The sequence below is a fragment of the Rhodococcus sp. NPDC055024 genome, from assembly GCF_053608585.1.
The window spans coordinates 42,726-63,649 of sequence record NZ_JBSGVT010000007.1 but is presented as its reverse complement, the minus strand read 5'-3'; the positions used below and the strand labels follow the sequence as shown (position 1 = coordinate 63,649).

At 60.6% G+C, this 20,924-nt stretch carries 18 protein-coding genes; 7 read left to right on the top strand and 11 right to left on the bottom strand.

The features are described 5' to 3' along the window. The first annotated feature begins 274 nt into the window (after positions 1–274). Together ACWF6P_RS16270 and ACWF6P_RS16265 are read left to right on the top strand one after the other, a co-directional pair. Positions 275–814 carry a C40 family peptidase gene (locus tag ACWF6P_RS16270; RefSeq protein ID WP_378532089.1) on the top strand — a complete coding sequence of 180 codons (540 nt, stop codon included), beginning with the start codon at positions 275–277 and terminating at the stop codon, positions 812–814. A gap of 190 nt (positions 815–1,004) precedes the next feature. Further along, entirely contained in the window at positions 1,005–1,241 is a 237-nt protein-coding gene (locus ACWF6P_RS16265; RefSeq protein WP_452621676.1) for a hypothetical protein, read from the top strand. On the opposite strand, the gene ACWF6P_RS16260 is transcribed toward ACWF6P_RS16265, so the two are convergent. Beyond that, positions 1,216–3,576 carry an ATP-binding protein gene (locus ACWF6P_RS16260; RefSeq protein WP_452621675.1) on the bottom strand — a complete coding sequence of 787 codons (2,361 nt, stop codon included), beginning with the start codon at positions 3,574–3,576 and terminating at the stop codon, positions 1,216–1,218. The genes ACWF6P_RS16265 and ACWF6P_RS16260 overlap by 26 nt on opposite strands. Positions 3,577–3,664: 88 nt before the next feature. Beyond that, complete coding sequence (locus tag ACWF6P_RS16255) at positions 3,665–6,001, bottom strand: ATP-binding protein (protein WP_452621674.1); 2,337 nt, start codon at positions 5,999–6,001, stop codon at positions 3,665–3,667. Between the two features lie 196 nt (positions 6,002–6,197). On the opposite strand from ACWF6P_RS16255, the gene ACWF6P_RS16250 reads away from it, so the two are divergent. The 3 genes from ACWF6P_RS16250 (at position 6,198) to ACWF6P_RS16240 (ending at position 9,339) form a co-directional block, all read left to right on the top strand. Further along, entirely contained in the window at positions 6,198–6,923 is a 726-nt protein-coding gene (locus ACWF6P_RS16250; protein WP_452621673.1) for a GntR family transcriptional regulator, read from the top strand. A 107-nt stretch (positions 6,924–7,030) separates the two neighbouring features. Then, positions 7,031–8,605 (top strand): NCS1 family nucleobase:cation symporter-1, encoded by a 1,575-nt coding sequence (locus tag ACWF6P_RS16245; protein ID WP_452621672.1) that lies wholly within the window; start codon positions 7,031–7,033, stop codon positions 8,603–8,605. Between the two features lie 5 nt (positions 8,606–8,610). Next, positions 8,611–9,339: an aspartate/glutamate racemase family protein gene (locus ACWF6P_RS16240; protein WP_452621671.1), complete on the top strand. Its 729-nt coding sequence runs from the start codon at positions 8,611–8,613 to the stop codon at positions 9,337–9,339. Here the strand turns inward: ACWF6P_RS16240 and ACWF6P_RS16235 are convergent. After that, entirely contained in the window at positions 9,306–10,481 is a 1,176-nt protein-coding gene (locus tag ACWF6P_RS16235; protein ID WP_452621670.1) for an MFS transporter, read from the bottom strand. The two genes, ACWF6P_RS16240 and ACWF6P_RS16235, sit on opposite strands and share 34 nt — an antisense overlap. 98 nt (positions 10,482–10,579) lie before the next feature. Beyond that, entirely contained in the window at positions 10,580–10,891 is a 312-nt protein-coding gene (locus tag ACWF6P_RS16230) for an ArsR/SmtB family transcription factor (RefSeq protein ID WP_378532074.1), read from the bottom strand. A gap of 338 nt (positions 10,892–11,229) precedes the next feature. On the opposite strand from ACWF6P_RS16230, the gene ACWF6P_RS16225 reads away from it, so the two are divergent. Both ACWF6P_RS16225 and ACWF6P_RS16220 read left to right on the top strand, forming a co-directional pair. Next, complete coding sequence (locus tag ACWF6P_RS16225) at positions 11,230–12,480, top strand: MCE family protein (protein WP_452621669.1); 1,251 nt, start codon at positions 11,230–11,232, stop codon at positions 12,478–12,480. An 82-nt stretch (positions 12,481–12,562) separates the two neighbouring features. Next, positions 12,563–13,318 (top strand): class I SAM-dependent methyltransferase, encoded by a 756-nt coding sequence (locus tag ACWF6P_RS16220; protein WP_378543023.1) that lies wholly within the window; start codon positions 12,563–12,565, stop codon positions 13,316–13,318. A gap of 44 nt (positions 13,319–13,362) precedes the next feature. On the opposite strand, the gene ACWF6P_RS16215 is transcribed toward ACWF6P_RS16220, so the two are convergent. The 7 genes from ACWF6P_RS16215 to ACWF6P_RS16185 all read right to left on the bottom strand — a co-directional run bounded on the left by ACWF6P_RS16215 (position 13,363) and on the right by ACWF6P_RS16185 (position 20,875). After that, positions 13,363–14,115 carry a MerR family transcriptional regulator gene (locus ACWF6P_RS16215; protein WP_452621668.1) on the bottom strand — a complete coding sequence of 251 codons (753 nt, stop codon included), beginning with the start codon at positions 14,113–14,115 and terminating at the stop codon, positions 13,363–13,365. Positions 14,116–14,190: 75 nt separating this feature from the next. Next, on the bottom strand, positions 14,191–15,678 hold the full coding sequence (locus tag ACWF6P_RS16210; RefSeq protein WP_452621667.1) for a flavin-containing monooxygenase: 1,488 nt from the start codon (positions 15,676–15,678) through the stop codon (positions 14,191–14,193). After that, positions 15,675–16,595, bottom strand: coding sequence for a ferritin-like domain-containing protein (locus ACWF6P_RS16205; RefSeq protein ID WP_378532066.1), 921 nt, complete (start codon positions 16,593–16,595; stop codon positions 15,675–15,677). Before ACWF6P_RS16205 ends, ACWF6P_RS16210 begins: the two co-directional genes overlap by 4 nt. 1 nt (position 16,596) lies before the next feature. Next, the gene (locus tag ACWF6P_RS16200) at positions 16,597–17,508 is read right to left on the bottom strand and encodes an SDR family NAD(P)-dependent oxidoreductase (RefSeq protein WP_452621829.1); all 912 of its coding nucleotides are present in this window, start codon (positions 17,506–17,508) and stop codon (positions 16,597–16,599) included. A gap of 171 nt (positions 17,509–17,679) precedes the next feature. Further along, positions 17,680–18,624, bottom strand: coding sequence for an allantoinase PuuE (puuE, locus tag ACWF6P_RS16195; protein WP_452621666.1), 945 nt, complete (start codon positions 18,622–18,624; stop codon positions 17,680–17,682). Between the two features lie 16 nt (positions 18,625–18,640). Beyond that, complete coding sequence (gene alc, locus ACWF6P_RS16190; protein ID WP_452621665.1) at positions 18,641–19,627, bottom strand: allantoicase; 987 nt, start codon at positions 19,625–19,627, stop codon at positions 18,641–18,643. Between the two features lie 3 nt (positions 19,628–19,630). After that, complete coding sequence (locus ACWF6P_RS16185; RefSeq protein WP_378543015.1) at positions 19,631–20,875, bottom strand: DUF6986 family protein; 1,245 nt, start codon at positions 20,873–20,875, stop codon at positions 19,631–19,633. Between the last annotated feature and the right edge of the window lie 49 nt (positions 20,876–20,924).

Sequence of the window (20,924 nt, the reverse complement as noted above, 5' to 3'; positions counted from 1 at the left end):
TTCCTCGGATGAAGTATCGAACTCGATATTGCCGTGCGCCCTCCGGCGCCGCGACGACCGTGGTACCTGCATCGGTACCTACTTCTTCCTTCCGGCGTCACATTTCGCGGAATGCCGCGAAGTGCTGCCACACGAAAAACAGGTATGCACCCCGTCCAACTGACCGGCGCGAACGCGTCGATGCGAAACCAGGCTGTGTGTCACAAGCCGAAGCCCGATCACGCCCAGCTGAATACCTGCTTCGGGACGCATCGACACGAAGGCAACACGAGAAATGTCGCACCATCGATTCACTAACCCCCGCACGACGAAGAACACACTCGGGAGGGTCATCGTCATCGGCGCTCTGTCATTGACGACCCTCGCCGTGAGTATCGACACCGCAAACGCTCAGGCACCCTTGCTTCCGGACTGGAACATCGCCGGAGTTTCTGCGGTCACGAATCCGGAGAAAGTGTCAGCTTTCGCTTCCTCGGATGGAGGCCGCGCCTTGGCAGCCGCAGAGTCCAAGATCGGCGCCCCGTACGTCTGGGGCGCGACCGGACCGGACTCGTTCGACTGCTCCGGCCTTGTTCAGTGGGCCTATGCACAAGCGGGCGTTTCGATTCCGCGAACTACCTACGACCAGGCGGTCGGCGGATCTCCGGTTTCCCGGGACGACCTCCAGCCAGGTGACGTGGTCCTGTACTACGGCGGGGAACATGTGGGGATCTATGCCGGAGGCGGTCAAGTAGTTCACGCCCCGACGTCTGGGGAGTCGGTCAAACGCGCGCCCGTGGACTCGATGCCGTACTACCTCGCCCGACGTTACTGACATGTATCACGTAAGCCTGATGAAACATCTTGTATCGCAGCGCTATTCGGGACACTCGTCGCGATCCGAATGCTTGACGCTCCCCCATTGCGCGGAATGTGATGCCATCCTCTCCCCCGCAAGCGCCGTCTGCACCAGGTGTCGCGGGGCCCGGTTGGACGTAACGCAGTGTTGCGGAGACGGCACTGTCGTGTCCTGGCGGACGGTTCGCGGCGATCCCGCGACCGTTCTCGCCATCGTCGAATTGGACGAGGGCCCGTGGTTGTACACGTTGCTCACGGAATCTCCGCGTGTAGGTGTGTCGGGTCCGCTGCGAGTGTCGTTTCAACGGAGGGAAGTGGGTAAGCGTTACCCGGTGTTCTGCCTGTGCCGCGACGACCGGGGAAAACTGCGATCGGACTTCAGTTCCGGTCTGTTGAATCATTGACATCGCGCGAGTCACGCTCCGGCGCAGTCGACACCACCCACGCCGCGATCTGCGCTCTGGAGGTGAAGCCCAATTTCGTCAGCACATGCTCCACATGCCCCTGAGCCGTGCGTACCGAAATGACGAGGCTCTCTGCGATAGCGCGATTCGTGAACCCCTGCGCAACCAATTCCGCAACTTGCTGCTCACGACGAGTAAGTCGAATCACGTCGGTCGACGATGCAGGTTCGGCGGCGCGATGCTCGTCGAGCGCGTATGCCACAGCTTCGCCCTCGGTCATCACCGTTCCCCGGAGATAATTTTTGTCGAAAGTACTTTCACCCAAAGCCTTTCGAACAACCTCCATCGCGTTCTCACGGAAACGCGACAATCTCGGGAATCCGGTGAGCGGTTGCCCGATCTTCTGCCAGTACATCGCTGCGGCGCCGAGCAGAATCGCTGCTAGCTTCCAATCACGTTGTGCTGTCGCGGTCCACGCCAACGGTTCGATACACCACGCCGCGTTCATCGAAGATTTGTCAGTCCGCAAACTGCGCGTCAAATACTCACTCGCGCGTTCGAAGTCGCCGCGAAGCCAAGCGATGAGTCCGATAAACCCCAACGCGTGGGCCTGATATGTGACTTCGCGCAGTGGCTCGGTGATCTCGATACACTCGTCGAAACACTCTGCCGACCGCTCCAGTTCACCTGCAAGGATGTATGCAAGGCCGAGGGTGTCCAAACTGATGACGACGTATTGCAGATTTTCGTCGATTCGAAACAACGACACTGCAGTTTCCAACTTCACTGTGGCATTGCCGAATTCGCCCGCTGCCGTGTCGATGTACCCGTCTGCCCAAGCCGCCAGCGCCCGCGAGCGCACATCCCCCAGAGCCTCGGCAAGGCGGGAGCCCTCGTCGATCAATTCGCGCGCGCGAACAACATCGCCCTGCATCGCATGCGCCGCGGCGTCTACACACAGAACATCCACGCGAAACATGTCAGGCCCAGCGTCTGGGACGCTCAGTGTTCGATCGGCCCAATACCGCAACTGGCCGATCAATCCGTCGGACAACCAGAATCTGTACAACGCGGCGACCATACGAGTCGCAGACCGCGCCTCACCAGCGGATGAAATCGAAAATTCCAGCGCGTCGTTCAGATTGTGTTGTTCACGACCGAGCCGCGCCGCCCATGACTCCTGCCCGCTACTGATCCAGTCGGATTCGGCACGGACGACAAGATCTTCGAACCAATTACGTTGTCGGCGACGCAGTTCGAGCTGTTCCCCGGTGGATTCCAATTTTTCACGCCCGTACTCCCGGAGTAGGTCGAGAAGATGGTAGCGGACGATACCGTCGATCTCCTCACGAATGAGGATGGATTTCCCGACCAACGCAGTAATCAGATCGAGCACTTCGTTCGAACCCATATCCTGCCCGCACACACCCTCGGCGGCGTCGAGGTCGAACCCACCCGAGAACACCGTCAGCCTGCCCCACAACTGTTGTTCGGACGGCGAGCAGAGGTCGTAGCTCCAATCGATCGACAATCGCAGCGTCTGTTGACGACTCGGAACGTCGCGTCCACCCGTTGTCAGAAGTCGGTATCGATCCGAGAGCCTGTTCATGATCTGCTCGGCAGACATACCACGCAGGCGAGCTGCCGCCAGTTCGATCGGCAAAGGCAAGCCGTCCAGATCGTGGCAGATACGGGCAACGGCATTCCGGTTCTCTTCGCTCAGCACGAAGCCCGGCACCACTGTTGCGGCTCGTTCCGCGAACAACAGAATGGACTCGTACCTGGCCAGACCGTCGAAAGCGCTCGGCCCCCGAAGTTCCGGAGTCGTGAGGGAGGGAACTCGCATCGTGACCTCGCCACCGACACCCAGCGATTCGCGGCTGGTCGCCAGAATCTTCACGCCGGCACACCGGCGTAAGACGGTCCCGGCAAACCGAGCAACCGAATCCACCAGGTGCTCACAGTTGTCGAGCACCAACAGCAGACTCCGATCGCTGCAATAGTCGATCAGTGCTTGAAGTGCGTCAGACGAGGAAACCGGCCGTACACCCAAAGTCGCGGCGATGTAGTTTTCGAGCAGATCCGCATCCGAGAGCTCACCCAGTTCCACCAACCACGCACCGTCTCGGAACACCCGTTGCAACGCTCCCGCAAGTCGGATCGCAAGCCGCGTCTTACCGACGCCACCAACACCGGTCAGGGTCAACAAACGGGACGACTCGAACAATCTTCTGGCATCGGCCAACTCACGCCGTCGACCGACAAAACTCGTCAGTTCCAACGGCAAGTTGCCGACAACTCGCTGATCGGCATCTGAGCGCACAGCGGGGGCCATGGACCGTCTCGCTTTCTGCGATTCCACTACAGATCAACGCTACCCCCGCGAACAGCACCCAGAGAAGCGCTCACCTCTGCCCGCGGACTCAGCCTCGGGAGTCGGTCTCCTGCGCGGTCGAGACGAACCACGCCGCGATCTGCGCTCTGGAAGTGAATCCCAGTTTTGTCAGCACGTGCTCCACATGCCCCTGAGCCGTGCGCAACGAGATGACCAAGTGCTCCGCGATTGCGCGGTTGGTCAGTCCCTGAGCCACCAATTCGGCGACCTGCTGCTCACGACGGGTCAGGTGAGGTGCGTCGATCGGCGACGCGGCCGGGGCGCTACGACGCTCGTCGAGCGCGTAAGCGACAGCTTCACCTTCGGTCATCTCGAATCCTCTACGAAACTCCTTCTCGAAAGCACTCTCACCCAATGCCTTTCGAGCGGAAACGGCAGCAAGGTCGTGGTGGGTTGACAAACTCGAAAGCCCGCTCAGTCGACCCCCGACCCGCTGCCAGAACATCGCTGCGGCACCGAGCAGAACCGCTGCTTGCTTCCAATCACGTTGCGCGGCAGCAATCCAAGCCATCGGTTCGACACACCATGCCGAGTTCAACGAGGCGTCGGTGGTTCGCAGACTTCGCGTCAAATGGTCACCGGCGCGCTCGAGGTCACCCCGAAGCCAATCCACAAGCCCGAGGTTGGCCAACGTCGACGCCTGATACATCACTTCGTGCAGCTGTGCGGTGATCGCAAGGGACTCGTCGAAGCACTCCACAGAACGCTCCAACGCACCGGTGAAGACGTACGCGAGCCCGAGGGTGCCCAACCCGATCACTTTGTGCTGCAGATTCTCAGCTGATCGGAACAGCGTTACGGCAAGTTCCAACTTCTCAGTGGCAGTGTGGAATTCGCCATTGAACGCGTCGACATACCCGTCGGCCCATCCGGCCAGGCCTCGCGAGCGCACGTCTCCGATGATCTCGGCAAGGCGCAAACTCTCGTCCGCCTGTCTGCGTGCACGAACGAGATCACCCTGCATGCCGTGTGCCACAGCATCGATGCACAGAATTTCCAGGCGATACATGTCCGGCTCTCCATCGGATGCGCTCAGCGTCCGATCCGCCCAGCGCCTCGCCGAACCGATCCGCCCGCCGTTGAGCCAGAATCGGTACAACGCCGCGACCATTCGCGTCGCCGACCGTGCCTGACCCGGCGTCGAAATCGAAAACTCCAGCGCTTCATGCACGTTCCGCTGTTCACGACTCAGCCACTCGATCCACCCAGCCTGCCCGCTACTTATCCATTCGAAATCAGCCTGTACAACAAGGAATTCGAACCAATCACGATGCTTTCGACGTAGATCGGAATACTCACCGGCGGACTCCAACTTTTCATGCCCGTACTCCCGCAGAAGATCGAGGAGGTGGTAACGAACATCCCCGTTGGTTTCCTCACGAATCAGGATGGACTTCTCGACCAAAGCGGTGACGAGATCGAGTACTTCGGTCGAATTCAGATCCTGCCCGCACACACCCTCGGCGGCGTCGAGATCGAACCCACCCGAGAATACCGACAGTCTCCCCCACAACTGTTGTTCGGATGGCGAGCAGAGGTCGTAGCTCCAATCGATCGACAATCGCAGCGTCTGTTGACGACTCGGAACGTCGCGTCCACCAGTTGTAAGAAGGCGGTATCGATCCGAGAGCCTGTTCATGATCTGCTCAGCAGACATACTACGCAGGCGAGCTGCCGCCAGTTCGATCGGTAACGGCAAGCCGTCCAGATCATGGCAGATACGGGCTACAGCAAGCTTGTTCCCCTCCGTGAGGACGAAGCCTGGTACTACCGCAGCCGCACGCTCGGTGAACAGTGACACGGCTTCGTACCGAGCCAGCCCCTCGAACGCTCCCGAGTCATAGTGCAGCGGGGTACTCAGGGAGGGAACCCGCATCGTCGCTTCACCACCCACACCCAGCGACTCTCGGCTCGTCGCGAGGATCTTCACACCGGCACATCGACGCAGGATCGCCCCGGTGAACAGGGCAACCGCGTCGACCAGATGTTCACAGTTGTCGAGCACCAAGAGCAGACTCCGATCGGCGCAGTAGTCGATCAATGCCTGCAGCGGGTCCGCCGACGAGACTGACCGGACACCCAGGGTCACGGCGACATAATCTTCGAGGAGATCTGGATCCGTCTGCTCCCCCAGTTCCACCAACCAGGCACCATCTCGAAACACCCGTTGCAACGCTCCCGCAAGTCGGATCGCGAGCCGTGTCTTGCCCACGCCACCGATCCCGGTCAGTGTCAACAAACGGGACGTCTCGAACAATCTCCTGGCGTCGGCCAACTCGCGCCGGCGGCCGACAAAACTTGTCAGCTCCAAGGGCAAGTTACCGACAACTCGCTGGTCGGCTTCTGAGTGCACAGCGGATGCCATCGACCGACTCGCTTTCTGCCATACCACTACACAACAACGCTACCCCCACGATCGGCCTCCTGAGCAGCACCCACTCGTGCCTGTGATCGGAGCCCTCAGGTTCTCCATCGAGTGCGCGATTCACGACGGCCACACCGGTGTCACGCGGGCGAAACAACGTATTTCTACGCTGGCAGATACACGAAGGGAGAGCGACATGCCGCCGCGCCGTAGATCGGTACTGCTGACGCAACTGGTAATCGATGCTCCCGGCAGTCCACAACAAGCGATCCTCGACGAACTGCGGCGAGTGATTCTGTCCGGCTCGGCACCTCCGGGTACCCCGATTCCTCTAGGCGACGTGGCTGATGTTTTCGGCGTCAGCCGAATACCAGTGCGGGAATCACTAAAAACCCTGGTCGGAGAATCTTTGGTCGACCACCGACATCAATTCGGCTACACCGTTGCTCAGTTGACGCCGGCGGAATTGCGTGAGATGTACATCGTCCGCGAAACTCTCGAATCAGCTGCGTTGGCCGTCGCGGTCGAGCAGGCCACCGAGGAGGATCACGAACACGCCGTCGAGGTGAACTCCCGTCTGGAGATCGCATTGCGCTACGACGACTCTCAGTCCTATCACTGCGAGAGCCGAAACTTTCACCTCGCGCTGACTCGACCGTCGCACATGCTTCGACTTCTGCACATGTTCGAAGCTGCCTGGAACATCACCGAACCGGTTCAGCCGATGGTCCATGTTGCCGGCGTCGATCGCCAGGTTCTGCACTCGGACCACACCGCCATGCTGGACGCATTCCTGCACCGGGACGCAGCCGCCCTTCTGAGTGCTTCCGAAATCCATCATCGCCGACTCAATACCGTCATTGCGACTCTGCCCACAAACACCGGTCTACTGTCCGAAAAAGATATACCGATCGCGCAATAACTGTGCAACACAGCGCCGATACCTTTCTCTCAACACGGTTTTCATCACTGACGCTGAGAGCTTGTGCTCTGTCCGCTGATTTCCTGCACTGATGCACAGGAGCTGTCATGACCGACATTCTTCCGTCTCGAACGACCTCTACACCTACTCCCGCAATGGAAACCGGCCCAGGTGACCTGGTCGAAGCCGCGGGTCACCCTGTCGGCAGCGGACTGATCAAGCCCGGCTACGACCCACGTTTGACCAATGAGGATCTGGCGCCGCTTCGCAAGCAGACCTGGTCGTCGTACAACATCTTCGCCTTCTGGATGTCCGACGTCCACAGCGTCGGCGGATATGTCACTGCCGGCAGTCTTTTCGCATTGGGATTGGCCAGCTGGCAGGTCCTCGTCGCTTTGTTGGTCGGTATCACGATCGTCTACTTCTTCTGCAATCTCGTCGCCAAACCGAGCCAGGCCACCGGCGTGCCCTATCCGGTGATCTGCCGCAGCGTGTTCGGCGTCCTCGGCGCGAACATCCCGGCAATAATCCGTGGCCTGATTGCCGTGGCTTGGTACGGGATTCAAACCTTCCTCGCTTCGGCAGCGCTCGATGTCGTACTGATCAAACTCTTTCCGTCACTCGCGCCCTATGCCGTCGTCGAAGACCACGGATTCGCCGGACTCTCCGCTCTCGGCTGGGGAAGTTTCATGCTGTTGTGGGTATTGCAGGCCTGCGTGTTCTGGCGAGGCATGGAGTCGATCCGTCGGTTCATCGACTTCTGCGGGCCGGCAGTGTACGTCGTGATGTTCATGCTGTGCGGCTACCTCATCTACAAGGCAGGCTGGAGCGCAATCGATCTCACGCTCGGCGACGTCAAGTACTCGGGTTTCGACGCCGTCCCCGTCATGCTCGGTGCTATCGCTCTGGTTGTCTCGTACTTCTCCGGACCGATGCTCAACTTCGGCGACTTCTCCCGTTACGGGAAGTCGTTCGCTGCAGTCAAGAAGGGCAACTTCCTCGGTTTGCCGGTCAACTTCCTCGTGTTCTCGGTGCTCGTCGTCGTCACGGCATCGTTGACACTGCCGGTGTACGGCGAACTGATCACCGATCCCGTTGCAACCGTGGCACGAATCGACAGCACCTTCGCCATCGTCCTCGGCGCACTCACCTTCACCATCGCCACGATCGGCATCAACATCGTTGCCAACTTCATCTCCCCGGCCTTCGACTTCTCCAACGTCAGCCCACAGAAGATCAGCTGGCGCGCCGGCGGAATGATCGCAGCGATCGGCTCGATCCTCATCACCCCGTGGAACCTCTACAACAATCCGGACGTCATCCACTACACGCTCGAAACCCTCGGAGCGTTCATCGGTCCGCTGTTCGGAATCCTGATCGCCGACTACTACCTCGTGCGCAAGCAGAAGGTGATCGTCGACGAACTGTTCAGCATGGCACCTACCGGAACCTACTGGTACAGCAAGGGATACAACCCGGCCGCAGTGATCGCAACCGTCGTGGGAGCAGTCGTCGCGATGGTCCCGGTGCTGGCAAAAGATCTCACCGGGATGTACACGGCAGCACAGTACAGCTGGTTCATCGGTTGCGGACTCGGATTTGCCGTCTACTACTTACTCGCCACGCGCACCCCCCTTGCTGTCCGAAATACTTCCTCCGCGGAAACCGCGACGGTCGACTGAACGTCATGAGAATCAAGGTGATCAACCCCAACACCACGTGGGCGATGACTGCCAAGATCGAGGAATGTGCCCGGGCCGTCGCCGGTCCGGGCACATTCGTCGAGGCTGTCAGCCCTGCCATGGGTCCCGCGTCGATCGAAAGCCACTACGACGAAGCTCTGAGCGTCCCAGGGATTCTCGCCGAAATCGCGTCCGGCGAGAAGAATGGTGTCGACGGATACGTCATCGCCTGCTTCGGGGATCCAGGTCTGGATGCGGCCCGCGAACTGGCCAGGGGTCCAGTGGTTGCGATCGCCGAGGCGGCGATGAACTACGCAGGCTTTCTGGGCCGTGGCTTCAGCGTTGTGACCACCCTCGGCCGAACCCGTGGCCGCGCTGCCGACCTGGTGGACCGTTACGGGATGCAGGCCCGCTGCCGGGGTATCCACTCCTGCGAGATTCCGGTTCTCGAACTCGATCGTGATCCCGATGCGCGAAAAGTGATCCTGGAAGCCTGCTTCGACGCATTGGAACGAGACGACTCGGACGTCCTCGTTCTGGGTTGTGCAGGTATGGCGGACCTCTGCCAGGAACTGTCTGCCGAACTGGGGGTGCCAGTAGTGGACGGCGTTGCCGCTGCCGTCACGATGGTTCAATCCTTGATCACGCTTGGTTTGTCGACCAGTACGCGCGGTGAGTTCTCGCGGCCACTTCCCAAGAACTACGCCGGCACCTTGGCGCCGTTCTCGTTGTGAACCCGCCCGAGCGACAATCGAGCGATGATCATTGCCAGGGCGAGGGCAGCGAACAAGACTCCGGCCCAGACCAATTGCCGTGTTCCGAGATGCGAGAGAAACAGGCCGCCTGTCGCTGTTCCGAGCGTGATCCCCAGATTGGAGAACGAAATGAACAGGCTGTTACCGAACTCAGGTGCATCAACCGAATCTCGTCCCATCCAACTCTGCGAAACGACCAATCCACCGGAATGCACCATGCCCCACACCAACACGGCAACAGTCATCGCGGCAAAGTACGGCCCCACCAGATAGATCACGACGTACACGACGATGTAGAGCAACGGGAAAGCCACCACCGTTCGCACCACATTCTTTCCGAGCATCGCGCCGAAAACGAAGTTCCCGAAGATCATCACGACACCGAAAGCCAAGAGCATCGCGCTGATCCACGATCCACTCATTCCGGTCACCCCGCCGAGATATTCGGCGAAGTATCCGTACACCGAGAACATGGCTGCGAAGACGAACGTGACGGAAAGAATGGTCAACCACACGCGGGGCCGTCGAAGTATTCCGACCTGCGCGCCGTAGGAAATGCGTTGTGTCACCGGGGTCGAGGGCAGAAGTGTCAGAATTCCGAAAAACGCGAGGACATTGACCACGGCGCCGAAAACGAAAGCTGTCGACACCGTGAAATTCTCGGCCAGATACGACGTCAACGGCACACCGAACGCAAATCCGACGGTGACACCGGCAAACACCTTCGTGACCGCAGTAGTTGCCTCCTCCGGTGGCACCAGACGAACCGCACTCGCGAGCGCGAGAGCGAAGAAGACCGGATGAACGACGGCGGGGATGATCCGGAAAGCGAACATCACCTCGAAACTCGACGTTGTCGCATACACCAGATTGGAAATCGCGAAGACTGCAATCGCCACCAGCAGAACGGTTTTCCTGTTGATTCCCGAAGTGAAAAGCGTCGTGAACGGACCGGTCACCGCCACGACGAGCGCAAACACACCGACCAACCATCCTGCATCGGACGCGGTGATGCCGAACTTGTCGCTGACCTGGGGCAGAACTCCGATAATCCCCATTTCGGTGGTGATGATTCCGAATACGCCCAATGCCAGAACGGGAATCAATAATTTCGACTTCACAACACACTCCTCTTACTGCGCCACACGGGACGCGAAACAGATATATATCTAGATATGTAGATATGTTGAGGCGCACATCGTCGCGAAAAAACCGACTGTCACAGTTCTTCGCGAACGAATTCCCTGAACTCGGCGATCACGGCTTCATTCCGCCGGTAGTACGTCCACTTCCCGATACGTTCGGACTCGAGCAGGCCCACATCCTTCATGCCCTGCAGATACCCCGAGATCACCGACTGCGCGAGCCCCGATCGCGAAGCAATGTCACCGACACAGACTCCGATGTGAAAACCGAGATCCTGTTGCGTGTACGAGTCTTCGTCGAAGTACTTCGCCGGATGCGCAAGCCACTCCATGATCTGCAGGCGAGTCTGGTTCGACAGGGACTTGAAGATCGCCAAAGCATCCATCGATCACACCTCACCCTTCGCCGACCGGAACGCATCTACTTTTATAGATACGACCGGCTAAGTCAAGCCTGCACGGCGCGCGAAAGGTTGTGCATCACACCTCTACACGTGAAGTGAGCTGTGCCACTTGATTTTCAGCGACCTGCGGAAACATACGGCCCGACTTTCTATCTGTGACGACTTGTTTATAGTTATCGCCAACAACGAATTGTCGGAACTTTCCGGTTCACCTCAGAACGTCCGTGGGTGAACACAATTCGCTCAACAGCAGCCGTACCCGGCTTGTCATTCGGGAGTCGAACCATGAGCACACCACATCAGTTCGGGCTCGATCTCCGATGGTGATGTCGAGGCTCGCCAAATGGCAGCTGGTCGCTCTCGTCGCCGTTGCGCTACTCGGGTTGATCTACGTCGGTGCGAAATATGTACGGCTGGACAACCTTCTGGGATTCGGCCAGTACACGGTCAAGACCGAACTGGCGACGTCCGGCGGCATCTTCACCAATGCCGAAGTGACCTACCGCGGTGTACCCGTCGGACGCGTCGGCGACATGTCCCTCACGTCCGAGGGAATCGAAGTCGACCTGTTGATCGACAGCAGTGCTCCCCAGATCCCCGCATCAGCGCGAGCCGTCGTGGCCAATCGCTCTGCCATCGGCGAGCAGTACGTCGACCTGCAGCCCGATACCGACCAGGGTCCGTTCCTCGACGACGGCTCGGTGATCGCCGTGGGCGACACCACCACGCCGATCCCGATCGAGAACGTCTTGACCAGCGCCGACGGTCTGGTGCGCTCCGTTCCCGTCGACGCACTGCACACCGTCGCGAAGGAACTCGGCGCGGCATTCAACGGCAAAGGCGAAGATCTGCAGGTACTCGCCGACTCGCTGTCGGGGATTTCCCAGTCGGGCCTCGATACCCTTCCCCAGACCCTCGGACTGATCCGCGACAGCCAGACGGTGCTCACGACCCAGTCCGATCAATCGTCGGCGATCAAGCAGTTCAGCACCGACCTCGACGCACTGACCGCGCAGTTGCGCACCAGCGACCCCGACATCCGACGCGTGATCGACAACGGCATACCGGCCAGCGACCAAGTCGGCGCACTCGTCACCGAAGCCGGCCCCGCACTCACCACCAACCTCTCCAACCTCTCCGCCGTTGCAGCTGCGACTGCACCGACATTGCCTTCCCTGCAGCCATTCCTACTCTTTCTACCTGCGCTCGCCGGGGCGGCGCCCACCGTTGCGCCGGGAGACGGGACTGTTCATCTGGGCTTGGTACTCGAGACCAACAACCCACTCTCGTGCACTGTCGGCTACGAAGGAACCATGGCGATTCTCGACGAGATGAAGCGCAAAGACCCGAACTTCGACGACACCACGCAGAACTTCCCGTTGAACACTGCCGCCAACTGCCAGGCGCCTCAGGGCAGCGAAACGGGAGTTCGTAGTGCAAACCGCATCGCCTTCGCCGACCCGAACACCTCGCAACCGTGGGACAGCAAGCCCAAGGTGGACCCGGACAGGCTCAACCTGAACCCGATTGCCACTCAACTCGCACCGATGCTCGGCGCCACCCCGAAGTAGCGGTAAACAAGTGGCACCTTCGACTCTCCGCGACGATGATGATGTGATGTCGGTAGGAACGCCTGAAGGCGAGTCACAGAGGATGTCACGAGGTTTCGACGAACTCGTCGCCGAAGCCGAATCCGCCTCCGTCGACGGGTGGGACTTCTCGTGGCTCGACGGACGCGCCACGGAGCAGCGTCCGTCGTGGGGGTACCAGAGGCTGATGGGTGAGCGCCTCGGCCGCGCCGGCGCCGCATTGGACATCCAGACCGGCGGCGGCGAAGTCCTCGCCGCTGCACCGTCACTCCCGCGGGTGATGGCAGCAACCGAATCCTGGCCACCGAACATCGCCAAGGCCACCGCCCTTCTGCGTCCCCGAGGTGTGGTGGTGGTCGCGGACGCAGACGAGCCGCCGCTACCGTTTGCGGATTCGGCTTTCGACTTGGTGACCAGCCGGCACCCAGCGACGGTGTGGTGGATCGAAATCGCTCGGGTACTCGAACCAGGGGGAACCTACTTCGCTCAACATGTGGGTCACGCCAGCGTGTTCGAACTGGTCGAGTACTTTCTCGGTCCTCAGCCGCAGGCTCGTCGTGGACGGCACTACGAGGATGAAACTGCCGACGCGATTGCGGCCGGGCTCACTGTCGTCGACCTTCGTTTCGAGCGTCTGCGCATGGAATTCTTCGACATCGGCGCCGTTGTCTACTTCTTACGCAAAGTGATCTGGATGGTTCCGGGATTCACCGTGGCGCAGTACCGAGACCGACTCCGCGAACTCGACGCGCAGATCCGTCGCGACGGATCGTTTGTCGCGTACTCGAGTCGATTCCTGATCGAGGCACGCAAAAGCTGAGCGCACCGCGACGGGGCAGCGCATCCCGAACGTGATCGAAGCTGCTAAGTCGACTCGTCGACGTCGCTCCGCGAGCCGATCGCAGCGGCGAGGTAGTCGCCGAGTTCACGCTGAAGGTTCGCGTCGAGCGCCCGGGCCAGTGCCGAATGTACCGACGCCACACCGAGTTCACGCATCGTCTGGAGCATCTCGGCTGTACCGGCAACCTCGTCGCCCTCCGGAAGCCAACCGACCCCGTGCTGATCGACGATGCGGTCCTTCACCGCCTGAATCAGGTCTTTGGCGATCCCGTCCACAGCGTTGTGGAGCTTTTCATGCACATCGACAAGTTGATCGAGAGTAAAACCGTATTCGAGGAGACTCGAAAACCCGCTGAGCAAAGCAGGATCGGTGAAAACACAGTTCTCTCCTTCGATCTGCACCAGTCCGAGATCTACGAGACGATCGAGTTGACCATCCGCATCGCCCCCGAGAAACTCGCGTACGACGGCCATCTCGATACTCACGGTGTCACTGCGGGACCATGGTTCGGTGACCGCGTGCTGCAGACCCAGCACCTCTGTCAGATCTTTCCCGGTTTCCCAACCGGTGATGAAGTCGTCGATATGCGCAGTGGTGAAACCTCGTTGAAGAAGTGTGTCGATCAGTTTGAGGCGTTCGAGGTGCGCGTCGCCGTAGATGCCTACCCGCCCCCGCTTCTCCGGCGGAGGAAGCAATCCGCGTTCCTGATATGCCCGTACGTTCCGCGAGGTAGTGCCCGCAGCGCGCGCTAGATCGTCGATGCGGTACTCGGTCACCGCCTCGTCTCCTCTGCCGCGTCGGTCGTCACGATTCCAACTTAGTGGCAACACCAGGCCGATCAGAACCCGGGATCAGGTCTGCGCAGTGTCTTTCTCGCGCACCCTGCTCGTGTAGTCCCGAAGATCCACCGATTTCAATTGGTTCACGTACTGGGTCGCGAAGCCGGGAAACATCGTGGCGTTGAAACCTTCGTCGGTGAGATACCAACTCGAACATCCCGAGTTCCACGTGGTCTTCGACAGCCGACGCTGCAACTCGACGTTGTACGCATCTTCGACATCTTGACGAACGTCGAGCGCCTTGAGGTCGCGCTCGAGGACGATCTTGATCGCTTGGGCGAGATAGTCGAGTTGCGCTTCCATGTACACGAGGGCGGAGCTGTGCCCCGGACCAGAGTTGGGTCCGAAGGTGAAATACAGGTTGGGGTAACCGGATACCGCAATGCTCTTGTACGCGCGCGCCCCGGATTTCCACTCCTGTGCGAGCACACGTCCGTCCCGTCCGATGATCGGGACCGGTGTTCCGGTCTTGCAAACGTCGAAGCCGGTGGCGAACACAATGCAGTCGAATTGATGCTCGATCCCTTCGACCGTGCGAATGCCATGTGGGGCCAATCTCGCGATCGGCCAGGTCACGAGTGTGCAATTGTCCTGCTGGAGAGCCGGGTAATACTCGCTGGTCATCAGCAACCGCTTGCACCCTGCCCGAAAATCGGGAGTGAGTTGTCGCCGCAACCACGGGTCCTTCACCTGCATGCGCAGATGAAGACGCCCGACTGTTTCCACCACCCTCGTCAACGGGGATTCCCAGACCACCCCGAGCGCTACCGATTCGTGTCCCCAGTACCAAGCCCGACGCGCCAGAGTCTGGACGACCGGATGACGACGGTACAGCTCCTTCGTGCGAGGTCGTGTGCGTAGATTTGCTCGCGGCAATGCCCATCCGGGGGTTCGTTGGAAAACCTTCACTGATCGTGCAGTTTTCACGAGTTCCGGGACGATCTGGACTCCACTGGCCCCGGTTCCGATCACTGCGACCCGCTTGTCGGTGAAGTCGTAGTCATGGTCCCAGCGAGCACTGTGAATCTTGTGCCCTTCGTAGCTCTCCAAACCCGGAACAGCAGGAAAGCTGACATTCGCGAGCGGACCCGACGCCATGACGACTGTCCTGGCAACGACCGCTTCACGGCCCTCGAGCGCGATCGTCCAGGCGCCGGTCTGCTCGTCCCACACGATGCCCGTGACGTTGCACCGAAACCGAATTCTCGAATCGAGGCCGAACTCTTTCACCATCGTTCGGATGTAGCCGAGGATCTCCGCGCTCGCTGAGTAGGTGTGCGACCAGTCGGGGTTCGGGGCGAAACTGTACGAGTACAGACGGGACGGAATGTCGCACGCAGCGCCCGGATACGTGTTGTCGCGCCACGTCCCGCCGACTTCCATACCCCGTTCGAGAATGACGAAGTCCTCGATACCGTTCTGCTTCAACCGAATCGCCGCTCCGATTCCTGCGAAACCTCCACCGATGATCGCCACTGACAGTGGCTCGGCAGTACTCATGCGAGTGGCTCGTACGTCAGTTCCTTGGCCCAGGTCGGCTCGGAATTGAGCCTGCTGCCGGAAAGTCGGCCAGTGACCTTGACCATCCGATCGGCAAGCAGATGATAGGGATGGTTGCGATTGATGACCATGTTGCCGTGCCACTTCACCACCCGATACATCGGGACGCGGAGCGCGGCCGGACTCCGTTCGCCTACGTTCCTGAACCGCTTCATCGCGGTGTAGAGCCGTTCCTCGTTCACTCCCATGTCGACGATGTTGTCGCGCATCTTGTTCAGCAGCGGGATGTATCGAAGTGTCCCGATGATCAACGCCGGATTCATCCAGGCGCCGACGGTTTCGACGACGAGCTTGCGCGTCGTCGAGTGCCCGAGCATCTCGATCACCGCAAAATCGACCGCCAGATGCCTGGACTCGTCTGCATTGATCTTCTTGAACACAGCCTGACAGACCGGATCCTCGATCTCGTCCATGATGAATTTGACCAGGGCTCCGTCGAGCGCCACCTCGAGCATCGGTATGACGGTCCCGAGAATCGAGAGAGACAAACCGTCGGAATGCTTGTCCAGCCAGTCGATGACGAGCTTGACGTTGATGTTGGGCTCGGGCATCTCGTCGCCGTCGAGCATTCCCCACCTACGCATCAGCGCGAGTTCGGCGTTGGCGTGCTTCTGTTCCTCGGCGTGAAAATGCCGATAGATGTCGCGGAGAGTTTCAGTCGGCGCCTTGAGAGCCATCGCAGCGAAGCCGCGGGCACCGACGTTCTCGATCCACATCAGGTCCGACATGAACGGTTTCAGCTTCGCGTGAAGCTCTGGACTGATCGTCTCGGCACCGGGAGCATCCCAGTCGATCTCCACCAGAGCCCATTGGCGGTCCTTGATCTTCTGCAGCATTCCGTCGAAATCGAAGGACATGTCACGCTCCTTTCGTGCTCAGCGAGTTCGTATCCGGCACCGCCGAGGCTCCAGATGATCCCGACTTCTGTTTCGGCGCAAAGCGATTGAGAACTCCACAGCCCCACGTGTATGCAACGGGTAGATACCGCTTGAGTCGCCAGATCACCTTCGCATCGAACTGCGGCACCACGTAGAGTCGCCCCTTGTCGTAGGCGTCGAGAGTGGTGACGGCGATGCGCTCCGGCGAAAAGCCGGTTCGCCGCATCAACGTCTGCGCCAATTGTGTTGCTTCCGCGGTGATTCGACCGTCGCGAGCAACATTTGTCTTGACGAAGGTCGGACACAGCACCGTCACCCGCACTCCCGTACCGGCAAGTTCAGCAGACAAGGTCTCCGAGAGCGACATCACGGCCGCTTTGCCGACGTTGTAGGGCGCCATCAGCGGCGCAGCCGCAAACCCAGCGGCCGAGGCCACGTTGATGAATCCCCCGGCGCCGCTCGCACGCAGTTGTGGAGCGAATATCTCACAGCCGTGCACGACACCCCACAGATTGATCCCGAGTGCCCACTCCCAATCCTCGAAACCGATCTCACCCACCGGTTTCCCACCGATACCGACCCCGGCATTGTTGATCACCAGCGAAAGCGGTCCCGCAAGTTCGAGTTCCGCGAACAACGCCAGGTCCTGAACCTGCTCACGAATCGACACATCGCATTGGACGGCGTGTGCGGTACCACCGATCTCGTCGATGAGTGCCGCAGTTTCCTTGGCCCGCTCCAGCGAGATATCCGCGCAGATCACCTCACCGCCTCGGCGCGCCAACTCCAACGAAAAGGCCCGGCCGATTCCGCTGCCGGCGCCGGTCACCACCGCGCGGGCACTGTGGGACAACTTCCATTCGCGGCTCTTGGTCGGCTTCTTGGTTGGCACTGGTCGGCTCACTTTGAAGACGCTTCGACTGCTGTGTGTTTCTCCATCTACAAAGAGTCATCCACAACCGTGCCAGTTGTCAATGGCCTAGAATTCGCTGGCGGAATGCGCGCCGGTCGAATAAGTACCCGAACTGCTCGAATGAAGTCTTTTGTCGACCGACCGTGACCCCTAAGCGGGATGCGCGGACTTCCAGTGCTCGGCGATGTCGATGCGCCGCGCGACCCAGACCTTCTCGTGCGACTGCACGTGGTCCAGGAATCGTTCGAGAGCGGCAGCACGGGCGGGGCGGCCGACTATGCGGCAGTGCAACCCGACCGAGAGCATCTTCGGCGATCCGGCCGCCCCCTCCGCATACAGCACGTCAAAGGCGTCACGAAGGTGCGCAAAGAACTGATCGCCGCTGGGAAATCCTGCGGGAGAGGCGAAACGCATGTCATTGGTATCGAGCGTGTACGGAACGACCAGGTGCTTCACCGACTCTGCGCCACGCGGCACGTCGACCCAGTACGGCAGATCATCTGCGTAAGAATCGGAGTCGTAGACAAAGCCGCCGTGCTCGACCACCAGTTCACGAGTGTTCGGTGAATCGCGTCCGGTGTACCAACCGAGAGGCGCCGAACCCGTCAGATCTCGCAGAATCTGCACTGCCTCGGCCATGTCTGCGCGTTCGCGTTCGATGTCCACGGATTGGTAAGACTTCCAACGCAATCCGTGGCACGCGATCTCGTGGCCTAACTCCTGAAAAGCACTGACTGCTTCGGGGTTACGCTGCATCGCCCGCGCCACCGCAAAGACTGTGAGAGGCAGGTTTCGCCGCTCGAAGGTTCGCAGTACACGCCACAACCCGGCCCGGGAGCCGTACTCGTACAGCGATTCCATGCTCATGTGTCGGTTCGGAAACGCCTCTGCCGGAGTCATTTCCGACAGAAATGTTTCCGAAGCCGCGTCCCCGTCCAGGACGTTGTTCTCCGCTCCCTCTTCGTAATTGAGGACGAACTGAACGGCAATCCGCGCGTCGCCGGGCCAGTGCGGGTGCGGCGGATGAGGCCCGTATCCCACCATGTCCCGGGGATAGGTGTCCCGGGGATCGTTCTCGCGGGAATAGTCGCTCATGTCAACAACTTTACCGTCAGCGCCCGGAAATCACAGCGCGAGCAGCGTCGGTCAATACGCCGAAGACTCTCAGCCGCGCGAGGCCACCATCCGGGAAGATGTCCAGACGGACATCGGTGACCGGGGCTTCGGATTCGATCGGAAAGCGATGACGCGTATCCGGACGCAGCGTCGTGCGCGGCAGCAGTTCGATCCACTCCCCTCCCGTCGTTCGGCCGGCCAAAGCACCCTCACCCGGACTGTTTCCGAGGAAATACGAAGTGTCGATCTCGACGAAGCTCAACACGCCTTCACCCGCGAGTTGTACTTGCACCCAGTCGTTTCCGTCATCGCGGCGCCTGGCGGTCTCCCACCCGTCACCCATCGAAGCAGCGCGTCCGGGAAACAGGATGTTCTGCGGTGAGCTGTAGAACATGTTGGAGCAATCGGTCACGCGGCCACCGTTTTCGAGTGCTGCGAGGTCCAACGGCCCGGCGTCGAGGAAACGTGGGTCCGGCCGCGCTTCACCGTGAACACGGAATCTCGCCACGCCGCCGTCCGGGTAAATGGTCAGCTTGACGTGCGTCCACCGCTCCTCCGACGCCACCGAGAACGGATTCTCCGAGTCGCCCTGCACGGTCGAGCGCTCGACGATGGTTGTCCACTCGCCGGAGCCGGCGAGGTCGAGGGGATCCGGGTAGCCGTCGACGGAGATTGCCTCCACCGAGATCTCGGGCGGGTAGTTGCCCTTGAACCAAGCGGTGTCGACGACGACACCGCGCACCACTCCGGGAACACCGAGTCGCACGATCGCCTCGTCATGACCTGCCACCCGGCGACGACGCGTCTCCCAACCGTCGTACACCTGCCCCTTGTGCCCGAACGTCGCCGGCTGGTACCCGGCCTTGCCTGGCCGGATCAAGGCCTCACGCTCGGCGAATGCCTCGTCGTTGGCCCAGATGACGGCTCCGCCGAGGGTGCGCAGTGCCAGGTCGGGCAGCAAGGTGAATTCGGTGGTGCTCATCGGTCAGTGTTCTCCTGTGATCGGTGTGGTGCGTCCTACGAGATGGCGGAGTGCGTCGGTGTCGGCGCTCGGCGCGAGCCGGAGAACCTCGGATTCCGGATAGGCCCCCGCGTCGAGCCCGCGCAGAACCACCGCCGCCAGAGCCTGTGCCGTTGCGGGTTCGTCCATCACATCGCCACCTTGGCGCCCCAGGTACGACTCGATGCGCGGAGCGGCGGCACCGAGCGCGTTGCGGTAGAAACCGAAGGTGGCGAGCCAGCGGGTGACCAGGTGCCCGGGGTGCATGTCCCAGCCCTGGTAGTAACCGCGTTCCAGGGATCGTGTGACGAGCCCATGGTGCCGAGTGATCGCGTCGCGGATTGCCGTGGCACTCCCGACTGGCGCGACCTGAGTGGACCCGTCGCACACCCACACGCCGGTCTGCGCGGCAGCAGCCAACATGACAGCCTTTGCGTGATCTGCCACCGGATGTTCGAGCGACTGATGACGCGATGCAATTCCGCACGCCGCACTGTAATCGTAAGTGCCGTAATGCAAACCGGTCAGACGACCGGCACCGCGGTGGATGGCCGGAGCAACAGCCACCGTTCCGTCGGCAGCGATGACTGCCTGCGGGCTCTCGATCTGCAACTCGAACCGAAGCGAACCCGGCTCGAGTCCGTGAGCCTTCTCCAGTTCTTCACAGAGCAACACCGTCGCCGTGACCTGCTCCACCGCGCGCAGTTTGGGGACGGTGAAGACAAATCCGTCCGGCACTCCGCCGGCCGCGTCGAGCACCAACTCGAGCGTCCTGATCGAGCGGCGACGCTCACTGGCCGGCAGCCCCTTGAACCTGATGCCGCCCCAGTTCGGCCCGGCAGGATCAGCGCTGAGCGCTGCAAGTGTCCGCCCGGCCGACGTCGCTGCAGCGTCTTCTTCCTCGTCGCTGCGGCGTCCGTATCCGTCCTCGAAATCTATTCGAAAGTCTTGGACCGGCTTGCGGCCGAGTTGAACTCGCACATCGGCGAGTGCATTCTCGGTGTCGAGATCGGCGAACACATGCGCGTGAGAATCGAGAAGCGCAATCGCCTGCTCACCCCAGAGACGAGGAGTGTCGACGGTTGCATCAGCGGCACTGACGTAAATCGTGTGCACTGGCTGGATCTCGTCACGGTTTCCCGGGTACTGCGCCGCGAGCCGCTCGTCCACCGGGTCCAGAAGTTCGTCCAGACGATCATGGACGGCGGCGGAGAGTCGGGATTCTGTCATCGGACGATCTTCTCAGAACCTCCGCGAACCCGCAGGTTCTCACGCCGCC